Raw genomic sequence first — 12,576 nt, 5'->3', positions numbered from 1 at the left:
AAGTAAAAACCCCACGGTCAGCCCGTGGGGATGAATAAAAAAAGCCAGATTAACCGTGACGACGCTCGAAATCCTGCATGAATTCCGTCAGCGTCTGTACGCCTGCCAGCGGCATGGCGTTGTAGATAGAAGCACGCATCCCGCCTACCACGCGGTGGCCTTTCAGCGCATGCAGACCCGCCGCAAAGGACTCTTCGAGGAACAGTTTGTCCAGCGCGCTGTCCGCCAGCTGGAACGGCACGTTCATACGTGAACGGTTGGCGCTTGCCACGTCGTTACGATAGAAATCGCTGCCATCAATGGTGTTATACAGAAGATCGGCCTTCTGCTGATTAATGCGGTCCATTGCGGCAACACCGCCCTGCTCCTTCAGCCATTTGAAGACCAGACCAGCCAGATACCAGGCGAAGGTCGGCGGCGTGTTGAACATGGAGTCATTATCGTTCAGCACGGTGTAGTCGAGAATAGATGGGCAGGCAACGTGTGCTTTACCCAGCAGGTCTTCACGCACGATAACCAGCGTTAAGCCTGCCGGGCCGATGTTTTTCTGCGCACCAGCGTAGATAACGCCGTAGCGGCTCACGTCGATTGGGCGCGAAAGAATGGTTGAGGAGAAGTCGGCGGCGACAATCACGTCTTTGCCAAAGTCTGGCGTCTCTTCAATGGCAATACCATCGATGGTTTCGTTCGGGCAGTAGTGCAGATAAGCCGCATTGTCAGAGAGCTGCCAGTCGCGCATCGGTTTCACCGCGCGCTTGCCGTCAACGGTCACTTTGGCGTCGATGACGTTCGGGGTGCAATATTTTTTCGCTTCTTTAACCGCACTTGCCGCCCAGTAGCCTGCGTCAACGTAGTCCGCCGTGGTTTTGTCGCCGAGAATGTTCAGCGGTACGCCCGCGAACTGACCGCGACCGCCGCCGTGGCAGAACAGCACTTTGTAGTTGGAAGGGATGTTAAGCAGGTCGCGGAAATCTTTTTCTGCTTCCTCTGCCACGTGGATAAACTCTTTACCGCGGTGGCTAACTTCCATTACCGACGTGCCTAATCCGTTCCAGTCGCAAAGTTCTTTTTGCGCCAGTTTAAGGACATCTGCCGGAAGCATTGCCGGACCTGAACTGAAATTAAAAACCTGAGCCATAACCCTCACCACATTGCAATGTTGTCTGACCGCATGCCTCGCGCGTCATCAAACGCGTGGGCATAAGTTATTCCTGTGGCTATTGGTTTTATCATTCAGTGACACAGCCCGCAATGGATAATCCCGCACAGGGCAAAAATGCGTAGACAATCACACAACAGAATCTATCGGCTTGACGAAATAAAATGGTCTATTTCGCTATTTGTATTTGCTGGATGAAGTTTCTACGCAAAATCATTCAAGTTGCATCACAAAACGCTAGAGCGTTTTGAACAGCGCTCGCGCTGGCCCCGAAGGGGCGAGGCTGCAAGCCGAGTAGCGCGGCAAGGGAGTGAATCCCCAGGAGCGTACATAAGTACGTGACTGGGGTGAACGAGCGCAGCCAACGCAGAGACAACTTGAAGGATGAAGCGTATAGCGATTGTCATGCAAACCCCGTATCATTGCGCGCTTTCCGTACGACAAAAGAGATTGCTATGACGCAAACCTATATTCCCGGCAAAGATGCCGCTCTGGAAGATTCCATCGCTCGCTTCCAGCAAAAGCTGCTCGACCTGGGCTTCGATATTGAAGAAGCTTCCTGGCTGAACCCGGTTCCTAACGTCTGGTCGGTGCATATTCGTGATAAGGCATGCTCTCTGTGCTTTACCAACGGTAAAGGCGCAACCAAAAAAGCCGCGCTGGCCTCCGCGCTGGGCGAGTATTTTGAACGTCTCTCCACCAACTACTTCTTCGCTGACTTCTGGCTGGGCGACAAAATCGCTAACGACCCGTTCGTTCACTACCCGAACGAAAAATGGTTCCCGCTGACCGACGACGATGAAGTACCGGAAGGTTTGCTCGACGCTCGCCTGCGCGCTTTCTACGATCCTGACGATCAGCTGACCGCCAGCATGCTGGTTGACCTGCAGTCTGGCAACGACGATCGCGGCGTATGCGGCCTGCCGTTCACCCGTCAGTCTGACGGTGAAACCATCTATATCCCGATGAACATCGTGGCCAACCTGTACGTTTCTAACGGCATGTCTGCGGGCAACACCCGCAACGAAGCGCGCGTTCAGGGGCTGTCGGAAGTCTTCGAACGCTACGTGAAAAACCGTATCATCGCGGAAAGCATCAGCCTGCCGGAAATCCCGGCCGAGGTGCTGGCGCGCTACCCTGGCGTCGTTGAGTCCATCAAAACGCTGGAAGCGGAAGGTTTCCCAATCTTCGCTTACGACGGTTCACTGGGCGGTAAATACCCGGTTATCTGCGTGGTACTGTTCAACCCAGCCAACGGCACCTGCTTCGCCTCCTTCGGCGCGCACCCTGATTTCGGCGTAGCGCTGGAACGTACGGTCACCGAGCTGCTGCAAGGCCGCGGCTTGAAAGATCTCGACGTGTTCACCCCGCCAACCTTCGACGACGAAGAAGTCGCTGAACATACCAACCTCGAAACCCACTTCATCGACTCCAGCGGTCTTATCTCCTGGGATATGTTTAAACAGGACGCCGACTATCCGTTTGCCGACTGGAACTTCTCAGGCACCACCGAAGAAGAGTTCGCGACCCTGATGGCTATCTTCAAAGAAGAAGATAAAGAAGTGTACATCGCCGACTACGAGCACCTGAGCGTGTACGCCTGCCGCATCATCGTTCCGGGTATGTCCGATATCTATCCGGCAGAAGATCTGTGGCTCGCCAACAACAATATGGGCAGCCACCTGCGCGACACCATTCTCTCCCTGCCGGGCAGCGAGTGGGAAAAAGAGGAGTACCTGAATCTGATCGAGCAGATGGATGACGAAGGTCTGGACGATTTCACCCGCGTACGTGAACTGCTGGGTCTGGCAACTGGCCCGAACAACGGCTGGTCTACCCTGCGCGTTGGCGAGCTGAAAGCGATGCTGGCACTGGCGGGCGGCGATCTCGAGCAGGCGCTGATCTGGACCGAGTGGACGATGGAGTTCAACGCGTCGGTATTCAGCCCTGAGCGCGCCAACTACTACCGCTGCCTGCAGACGCTGCTGCTGCTGTCTCAGGAAGAAGAGCGCGAGCCGCTGCAGTATCTGAACGCGTTCGTACGTATGTACGGTGCAGACGCCGTTGAAGCCGCCAGCGCGGCGCTGAGCGGTGAAGAGGCCTTCTACGGCCTGCAACCGGCAGACGGTTCTCTGGAAGCCTTCCCGGCGCATCAGTCGCTGCTACAGGCTTACGAGAAACTGCAGCGCGCGAAAGCCGCTTTCTGGGCGAAATAAGGCTCTTCCCGCAGAAAAAGTAGGTTTAACGTACCGTCTACGCTATATTACGGGGCCAATTGTTGGCCCCTTTTTTTATTTTCGCGCTTCGCCTCGCGAACGTGTGAAAATAAAGTTAAATATAAGTAAATACTATATTTAGTAGCTTACGATTATTGTTAATTTACCCGATCATTACTCCATTTTAATTAACCAATAAAATGAAGGGTAAAGAAAAAATTCAACTGAATTTGCAAATCTTAAAAATTATTTTTATGTTATAATTCAAACAATTACCCTGCGATCGTTGAAAAACCATTCGATCTTCAGGCCTATAAGCCAGGCGAGATATGATCTATATCAAATTCTCATCTATAATGCTTTGTTAGTATCTCGTCGCCGATTAAATAAAAAGAGAGAGTTAGTGTGAAAGCTGACAACCCTTTTGATCTACTCCTTCCTGCTGCGATGGCCAAAGTTGCCGAAGAAGCAGGTGTCTATAAAGCAACCAAGCATCCGCTGAAAACCTTTTATCTGGCGATTACTGCGGGCGTCTTTATCTCGATTGCTTTTGTTTTTTACATTACCGCAACCACGGGTACCGCAGGTATGCCATTCGGCATCGCGAAACTCATTGGTGGTATTTGCTTCTCCCTGGGCTTAATTCTTTGCGTGATTTGTGGCGCAGACCTCTTTACCTCTACCGTGCTGATCGTGGTGGCGAAAGCCAGCGGCCGCATTACCTGGGGTCAATTGGCGAAAAACTGGCTCAACGTCTATGTTGGTAACCTGATTGGCTGCCTGCTCTTCGTGCTGCTGATGTGGCTGTCCGGCGAGTACATGACGGCCAACGGCGGATGGGGGCTTAACGTCCTGCAAACCGCTGACCACAAAATGCACCATACATTTATCGAAGCCGTCGCTCTCGGCATCCTGGCGAACCTGATGGTCTGCCTGGCAGTGTGGATGAGCTACTCTGGCCGCAGCCTGATGGATAAAGCCATGATTATGGTTTTACCGGTTGCTATGTTCGTTGCCAGCGGTTTTGAGCACAGTATCGCAAACATGTTTATGATCCCTATGGGTATCGTAATACGCGATTTTGCTAGCCCGGAATTCTGGACCGCTATTGGTTCAACTCCGGAAAGTTTCTCTCACCTGACCGTGATGCACTTCATCACCGATAACCTGATTCCCGTCACTATCGGGAACATCATCGGCGGCGGTTTGCTGGTCGGGTTGACATACTGGGTCATTTACCTGCGTGGCGGTGACCGTCATTAATTGACGATTGCTCCAGGCAGTAAATAAAAAGTCCACTTAAGAAGGTAGGTGTTACATGTCCGAACTTAATGAAAAGTTAGCCGCAGCCTGGGAAGGTTTTACCAAAGGTGATTGGCAGAATGAAGTAAACTTACGTGACTTCATCCAGAAAAACTACACCCCATATGAGGGTGACGAATCCTTCCTGGCTGGCGCAACTGACGCGACCACCAAGCTGTGGGATAACGTAATGGAAGGCGTTAAACTGGAAAACCGCACTCACGCGCCAGTTGACTTTGACACCTCTGTTGCATCTACCATCACTTCCCATGACGCTGGTTACATCAACAAAGCGCTGGAAAAAATCGTTGGTCTGCAGACTGAAGCTCCACTGAAACGTGCGATTATCCCGTTCGGTGGTATTAAAATGGTTGAAGGTTCTTGCAAAGCGTACAATCGCGAGCTGGACCCGATGCTGAAAAAAATCTTCACCGAATACCGCAAAACCCACAACCAGGGCGTATTCGATGTTTACACCAAAGACATTCTGAACTGCCGTAAATCTGGCGTTCTGACTGGTCTGCCAGATGCTTACGGCCGTGGTCGTATCATCGGTGACTACCGTCGCATCGCGGTGTACGGTATCGACTTCCTGATGAAAGACAAATACGCACAGTTCCTGTCTCTGCAGTCTGACCTGGAAAACGGCGTAAACCTGGAAGCGACTATCCGTCTGCGTGAAGAAATCTCTGAACAGCACCGTGCACTGGGTCAGATCAAAGAGATGGCTGCTAAATACGGCTACGACATCTCTGGTCCAGCTACCAGCGCTCAGGAAGCTATCCAGTGGACTTACTTCGGCTACCTGGCTGCGGTTAAATCTCAGAACGGCGCGGCAATGTCCTTCGGTCGTACTTCCAGCTTCCTGGATATCTACATCGAACGTGACCTGAAAGCAGGCAAAATCACTGAACAAGACGCTCAGGAAATGATTGACCACCTGGTCATGAAACTGCGTATGGTTCGCTTCCTGCGTACCCCTGAATATGATGAACTGTTCTCCGGTGACCCGATTTGGGCAACTGAATCTATCGGTGGTATGGGCGTTGATGGCCGTACTCTGGTTACCAAAAACAGCTTCCGCTTCCTGAACACCCTGTACACCATGGGTCCTTCTCCAGAGCCGAACATCACCGTTCTGTGGTCTGAGAAACTGCCACTGGCGTTCAAAAAATATGCCGCTAAAGTGTCCATCGACACCTCTTCTCTGCAGTACGAGAACGATGACCTGATGCGTCCTGACTTTAACAACGATGACTACGCTATCGCTTGCTGCGTAAGCCCAATGATCGTTGGTAAACAAATGCAGTTCTTCGGTGCACGTGCAAACCTGGCGAAAACCATGCTGTACGCCATCAACGGCGGCGTTGATGAAAAACTGAAAATGCAGGTTGGTCCTAAAACTGAGCCAATGAAAGGCGACGTTCTGAACTACGACGAAGTGATGGATCGTATGGACCACTTCATGGATTGGCTGGCTAAACAGTACGTCACCGCGCTGAACGTCATCCACTACATGCACGACAAGTACAGCTACGAAGCCTCTCTGATGGCGCTGCACGACCGTGACGTTATCCGCACCATGGCGTGTGGTATCGCTGGTCTGTCCGTTGCTGCTGACTCCCTGTCTGCAATCAAATATGCGAAAGTTAAACCGATTCGTGATGAAAACGGTCTGGCTGTTGACTTCGAAATCGAAGGCGAATACCCGCAGTTTGGTAACAACGACGCTCGCGTCGATGACATGGCGGTTGACCTGGTAGAACGTTTCATGAAGAAAATTCAGAAACTGACTACTTACCGTAACGCTATCCCGACTCAGTCTGTTCTGACCATCACCTCTAACGTGGTTTATGGTAAGAAAACCGGTAACACCCCAGACGGTCGTCGCGCTGGCGCTCCATTCGGCCCAGGTGCTAACCCAATGCACGGTCGTGACCAGAAAGGTGCTGTTGCCTCTCTGACTTCCGTTGCTAAACTGCCGTTTGCTTACGCTAAAGATGGTATCTCTTACACCTTCTCTATCGTTCCTAACGCTCTGGGTAAAGACGACGACGTTCGTAAAACCAACCTGGCTGGTCTGATGGACGGTTACTTCCACCACGAAGCGTCTATCGAAGGCGGTCAGCACCTGAACGTTAACGTTATGAACCGCGAAATGCTGCTCGACGCGATGGAAAACCCTGAGAAATATCCTCAGCTGACCATCCGTGTATCTGGCTACGCAGTACGTTTTAACTCCCTGACTAAAGAACAGCAGCAGGACGTTATTACCCGTACTTTCACTCAATCTATCTAATAGATTTGACTGAAATCGCGATTAAAAACGCGTAAAATGAAGGCTCCACCTCGGTGGGGCCTTTCTTATAATCAACACTCGCTGAGTGGATTTTGCTTGCTGACTTCTATACTGAAGTTAACAAGCAAAATAAACTCGACGCGGCTTTATAACCGTGCTCGCAAACCTGGCTGTAAAGCCGGGAAGAACTGGAGATAACACCGCAATGTCTGTAATTGGTCGTATTCACTCCTTTGAGTCCTGTGGCACCGTTGATGGCCCAGGCATCCGTTTTATTACCTTCTTCCAGGGCTGCCTGATGCGCTGCCTGTATTGCCACAACCGCGATACCTGGGACACCCACGGCGGTAAAGAGATCACCGTTGAAGAGCTGATGAAAGAAGTGGTGACCTATCGCCACTTTATGAATGCTTCCGGCGGCGGCGTGACCGCGTCCGGCGGTGAAGCTATTCTGCAGGCCGAGTTTGTGCGCGACTGGTTCCGCGCGTGCCACAAAGAAGGTATTCATACCTGTCTCGACACCAACGGTTTCGTTCGTCGTTACGATCCGGTCATTGATGAACTACTGGAAGTGACTGACCTGGTGATGCTCGATCTTAAACAGATGAACGACGACATTCACCAGAACCTGGTCGGCGTCTCCAACCATCGTACGCTCGAGTTTGCCCAGTACCTGTCGAAGAAAAACATTAACGTCTGGATCCGCTACGTCGTGGTACCAGGCTGGTCAGATGATGACGATTCTGCGCATCGCCTCGGCGAGTTTACCCGCGATATGGGCAACGTTGAGAAAATCGAACTGCTGCCTTATCACGAGCTGGGTAAACACAAGTGGGTCGCGATGGGTGAAGAGTACAAGCTGGATGGCGTGCACCCGCCGAAGAAAGAGACCATGGAACGCGTGAAGGGTATTCTCGAGCAGTATGGTCACAAGGTGATGTATTAATCATCCCCAGCCCTCCCGGCGTCGCTTACGCTCGGCCGGGCTACAAACAACAAACCCGGCTTAATGCCGGGTTTTCTTTTACGACTTCTTGCGCGCCAGCAGCGGGAAGATCAGTCCTAATCCCACCAGCACAAACGGCGTGGCGACGTTAAGCGACAGCTGGAAGGCCCACTCTGGCGTAAAGGCCGCCATTTTTGGGAAGATACCGGTCAGACAGGCAAACGCGGTAAACAGGAAGCACCACACGCCAACGGTCAGCGCAAGCTTCCGGTTACGGATAAAGACATACTCCGACTGGTATTTCTGCCCCAGACGAATCACTGCGATAAATGCCACGAACACCCACAGATAGCGCAGCGGCATCACCACTGAGTTCAGGTTCAACAGCCATTTGTAGAGGTCGTTCATATCACCGATGCCGAGCGTCGGCAGCATAACCAGCAGCGCCACCAGCACCAGCGTTAACAGATAGCCATTTACCGGCGTACCCGATGCATTGGTTTTGCAGAGCTTCTGTGGGATATAGCGACTGTCGGCATCGCTGAGCAGGACTTTCAACGGTGCATCAATCGAGAACACCAGCGCGGCAATCTGCCCCAGGGTGTTCGCGATAGCGTAAATCACCATCAGGGTGTTGCCCATATGGTAATAATCGCCCAGCTTCTGGAACGCGTAGTACTGTCCGTTCGCCATCAGGTCGTTAGGAATATTATTTGAGTCGAACATCATCCCCATCGCCAACGACCCGAGGATGGCACACACTGCAACCATCACCGCCAGGAAGATCATCCCACGCGGGAACTCTTTGCCCGGATTACGGGTGTTATTGACGTAAGGCGAAATTTTTTCCGCGCCGCCCACGGCAAATACCAGCATCGAGATGGTGGTGATATAGGTAAAGTCAAAGTGCGGGATAAAGGTTTGCCAGGTGATGTTGGTGGTGGCAATTTTCACCTCAGTAATAGCCGGCGCCGTCACCGCCATCACCACGTACAGCAGCGACATCACGAACATGGCGATCCCGGCAATCGACCCTACCAGCTTCAGCGATTTCATCCCTCGGGATGCCACCCACATGAAGAAGACGAAAAGCACCAGCGTGAAGCCCTGGAGCGCCACCACGCCATATTCGGTGATAAGCGAGCCATTTCCCTTTATCGCCCAGCCGAGCGCAATCAGGATAGCCTGAGGCTTCTGTGCCAGGTAAGGAATATGGACGACCCAGTAGGTCCAGGCTGCCAGATAAGCCAGCCCCGGCCCCATGGTATTTTTAATCCAGGTACTGACACCGCCCTTACCGTCTTTAAAGGTCGAGCCAAGCTGACCGACGATAAGCGCATAGGGTGTGAAATAAAGTGCAAAGATAAATAGCCATGAGAAAACAACCACCAGCCCCTGGTTGGCGTAGTTGTTGACGACGTTGCCGAAACCCCAAACCGTAATAAACGACATCAGCGCGATGTTATACCACCGCAGCTGCTTTTCTTGTTCGCTTGCCATAAATTCCGTTCCTTGAATGTTATTATTCGCGAGTGCGATTTTTTTCGACGGAGATTATGCGAGTACTAACCCTAAAAGGGTAATAGGATGGTGCAAAACTCTAACGGCTCGCACATTTAATCGGAGTATGGTTATAAATTCAGCAGGATATAGTCTCGCTCCCGCCAACGCGCCAGTAGCGTTGCATCATTCAGTATAGTGATGTCGGGAAGAATGGCGCGTTATGGAAATATAACGCGCCCGCGGGTCAGGCGTGAGCCACCGGCGTAGGATGGTGCCCGGCTTTGCGCAGCAGCATCATCAGATAGACGAACGATACCCCGGCAATCATGATAAACAGCAGGTTATCAGAGTAGTTTTGCATCAGCATCGCCGTCAGCGACGGCCCAACCAAGCTACCAATGGTATAGCTCAGCAACAGCGCCTGGTTCATGGAGACCAGCTGATGATGCTCCACTTTCTCACACGCCCAGGCCATCGCCACCGGATACAGCGTAAAGCCCGCTGCGCCGAGGATAAACAGCGCCGGTGCCATCGCAGCCTGACTCAGCATGCCCAGGCAGCCGACAATCACCACAAAGACCTGCACGCGCAGTACCATCAGACGGCCATAGCGGTCGGCCAGACGACCAATCGGCCACTGCCCCAGAATGCCCGCGCTGACCATCACCGCCATCCAGAAGCCGATCCCGGAGTCACTGACGCCGCGGTGGTTCAGGTACAGCGGCATCAGGCCATAGAGTGAGCCCAGCACGATACCGGAAATAATACAGCCATTTACGCCCAGACGCGCCTGACGCAGTTTGAACATCGGCCAGACGCGCGTGCTCGCGTCCTGAGCGTCGTCCTGCTGGTTCAGGATTCGGGTAAACAGCAGCGGCAGAATGCCCGCCAGCACCACGCCGGTCATCAGCGGAAGAATGGTCGCCATATCTGTCGGCAGGCGGCTAACGATAATCTGCCCCAGCACGGTACCGATGTAATACATCATCATATAGGCCGCCAGCAGACGACCACGGTTGCGCGAGGTGCCGCTGCACATCAGCGCGCTCTCCACCACCACCCAAATCATGGCGCAGCCAACGCCCGCGATAAAGCGCCAGAACATCCAGCTCCAGAACCCCACCATAAAGCCCAGCCCCACGCAGCCCGCGGCGAAAATCAGCGACGCAATATAGTAGCTGAAATTAAAGCCAAGGCGCTTAATCAGTCGGCCGGTGAGCATGGTACCGACCAGATTGCCGGTAAAATAGGACGAGCTGACCACTCCCACCTGCCAGGTTGGCAAGTTTTCATGGGCGAGCCAGAGCGGGACGAGCGTGTTTAATACCGCGATCGCCAGCGTCAATAAGAGTAAGCCGCAGAGCAGCAATAGCACTGGGCGAGTATAGGTGGACATGGGTTCAAACCGTGAGGATAGACAGATTTCGTGCGCATCATGCCACTGCCAAAAACATTGTCAATCCACCTGATTTCAACGGCGGGAGGCTTTCTGGCTCAACGATTGACGTTTCTTATTCAACGCAACGATAAGCTACGCTTAAGTTATCTTATTATTTTGTTTTTATTGGAAAATAGGTGAAACAGTAGAAGAAGGTTCAGTCGAAAAAATTCATGAACAAAAAGTGCCAGGGCTGGAACGCCCTGGCAGCTTATTTTGCTTAGCTGGCGACCGCCATACCGACGGTCATGTGCAGGCCATAGAAAACGCCGCGACCCAGCATCTCACCGACCAGCACCAGCACAAACGCCAGGCTCAATAGCGGCAGTGCTGGCTGGTGGCCTTTGAGCTGCGGCCCCACCCAGCAAACCAGCGCCAGGGCGATGGCGACAATACGCCACGCCATCAGCGAGCCATAGTCGGGAACCAGAGCCGAAGCCTGCTGAATTGAACTTTGAATCGACGCCAGCTCTACGCCCTGCATCGTGGTGACAATCACGCTCACCACCAGCGCCGCCAGGCTGATAACCGGCAGCAGACGCATGCCCCAGCCTTCAACGCTAGCCCAGCGCAACAGCAGATAACCGAGCAGCGGGCCGCCGATAAACAGCGTCAGGAAGAAGCTCAGCGGCGTCCAGATGGTGTACCAGGTGGGAACGGTATCAATAGTGTTATAGACACGCACCATCATCCAGACGAACACCACGCCCAGCACCGCCGTCACCACCAGCCACACGCTGCGCAGTGCGCAGGAGAGCTTATTGGTAACCGCCAGCAGCCAGCCGATACCGCCGACGGCAAAGAAGATTGCACCGCTGGCAATTTCGTTACTCAGCGAGGAGGCACCGACGCGGTTCAACGAGTTAAAGGCACGCATCGGCGAACCGAGATGCATGGTCGAAGCGATAAAGCCAATGCCCATCAGCACCCACAGCGCAAACATGCTCAGCACTATACGTTGCTGCTTTTCACGAGGCAGTTGCCCTTTCATCAATGCCAGTGCCAGAACGATAAACCCGCCCGCCACACATTGCCCAAACACCGTGAAGATCATCAACGGCCATTCATGCCATCCACTTCCCATCTCACACCTCCTTCGGATTGGCCAGATAGCCAGTGGTATCGCCGCACGGACGTGCATTGGCGTTGGGTTTAATCACAATGCTGGGCTTGGTGAAGTGCGCGGACGGCAGCGGCGCGACCGCCGCAAGCGTACCGTGCTTCTGACGCAGCTCTTCGATAGGCCCAAAGTCCAGCGCACGCAGCGGGCAGGACTCCACGCAAATCGGCTTCTTGCCTTCCGCCACGCGCTCATGACAGCCGTCGCATTTGGTCATGTGACCTTTAGCTTCGTTGTACTGCGGCGCACCATACGGGCAGGCCATATGGCAGTAACGGCAGCCGATGCAGACATCTTCGTTGACGACAACAAAGCCATCTTCGCGTTTGTGCATCGCGCCGCTAGGGCACACTTTGGTACAGGCCGGGTCTTCGCAGTGGTTACAGGCGATGGAGAGATAGTAAGCAAAGACGTTCTGATTCCAGACGCCATTGTCTTCCTGCCAGTCGCCGCCCGCGTATTCGTAAATACGGCGGAAGCTAACGTCCGGAGTTAAGTCTTTGTAATCTTTACAGGCCAGCTCACAGGTTTTACAACCGGTGCAACGAGCGGAGTCAATAAAAAAGCCATATTGGGTAGTCATCGGTTACTCC

9 protein-coding genes are annotated in these 12,576 nt (G+C 53.1%); 4 read left to right on the top strand and 5 right to left on the bottom strand.

The window, feature by feature from the left end:
* Positions 1 to 49: 49 nt before the first annotated feature.
* The gene (gene serC / locus AB2B48_RS01585) at positions 50 to 1,138 is read right to left on the bottom strand and encodes a 3-phosphoserine/phosphohydroxythreonine transaminase (protein ID WP_368300614.1); all 1,089 of its coding nucleotides are present in this window, start codon (positions 1,136 to 1,138) and stop codon (positions 50 to 52) included.
* A gap of 476 nt (positions 1,139 to 1,614) precedes the next feature.
* Here serC and ycaO point away from each other — a divergent pair, with 476 nt between their 5' ends.
* The 4 genes from ycaO (at position 1,615) to pflA (ending at position 7,922) form a co-directional block, all read left to right on the top strand.
* Positions 1,615 to 3,375 carry a 30S ribosomal protein S12 methylthiotransferase accessory factor YcaO gene (ycaO, locus tag AB2B48_RS01580; RefSeq protein WP_333499383.1) on the top strand — a complete coding sequence of 587 codons (1,761 nt, stop codon included), beginning with the start codon at positions 1,615 to 1,617 and terminating at the stop codon, positions 3,373 to 3,375.
* A 405-nt stretch (positions 3,376 to 3,780) separates the two neighbouring features.
* Positions 3,781 to 4,638, top strand: a complete 858-nt coding sequence (gene focA / locus AB2B48_RS01575) for a formate transporter FocA (protein ID WP_368300613.1) — start codon at positions 3,781 to 3,783, stop codon at positions 4,636 to 4,638.
* Between the two features lie 55 nt (positions 4,639 to 4,693).
* A complete protein-coding gene (gene pflB / locus AB2B48_RS01570; RefSeq protein ID WP_185666571.1) occupies positions 4,694 to 6,976 on the top strand; it encodes a formate C-acetyltransferase in 2,283 nt (760 codons plus the stop codon).
* A gap of 205 nt (positions 6,977 to 7,181) precedes the next feature.
* A complete protein-coding gene (gene pflA / locus AB2B48_RS01565; protein WP_035892443.1) occupies positions 7,182 to 7,922 on the top strand; it encodes a pyruvate formate lyase 1-activating protein in 741 nt (246 codons plus the stop codon).
* 78 nt (positions 7,923 to 8,000) lie between these two features.
* On the opposite strand, the gene AB2B48_RS01560 is transcribed toward pflA, so the two are convergent.
* The 4 genes from AB2B48_RS01560 to AB2B48_RS01545 all read right to left on the bottom strand — a co-directional run bounded on the left by AB2B48_RS01560 (position 8,001) and on the right by AB2B48_RS01545 (position 12,566).
* A complete protein-coding gene (locus tag AB2B48_RS01560) occupies positions 8,001 to 9,422 on the bottom strand; it encodes an APC family permease (protein WP_368300612.1) in 1,422 nt (473 codons plus the stop codon).
* A gap of 247 nt (positions 9,423 to 9,669) precedes the next feature.
* Positions 9,670 to 10,821 (bottom strand): MFS transporter, encoded by a 1,152-nt coding sequence (locus AB2B48_RS01555; protein WP_368300611.1) that lies wholly within the window; start codon positions 10,819 to 10,821, stop codon positions 9,670 to 9,672.
* Between the two features lie 262 nt (positions 10,822 to 11,083).
* Entirely contained in the window at positions 11,084 to 11,947 is an 864-nt protein-coding gene (locus tag AB2B48_RS01550; protein ID WP_368300610.1) for a dimethyl sulfoxide reductase anchor subunit family protein, read from the bottom strand.
* Between the two features lies 1 nt (position 11,948).
* On the bottom strand, positions 11,949 to 12,566 hold the full coding sequence (locus tag AB2B48_RS01545; protein WP_035892446.1) for a DMSO/selenate family reductase complex B subunit: 618 nt from the start codon (positions 12,564 to 12,566) through the stop codon (positions 11,949 to 11,951).
* Positions 12,567 to 12,576: the final 10 nt, after the last annotated feature.

Source organism: Kluyvera sichuanensis (assembly GCF_040930405.1).
Lineage (GTDB): Bacteria > Pseudomonadota > Gammaproteobacteria > Enterobacterales > Enterobacteriaceae > Kluyvera > Kluyvera sichuanensis.
This window is presented reverse-complemented; position numbering and strand designations above follow the sequence as displayed.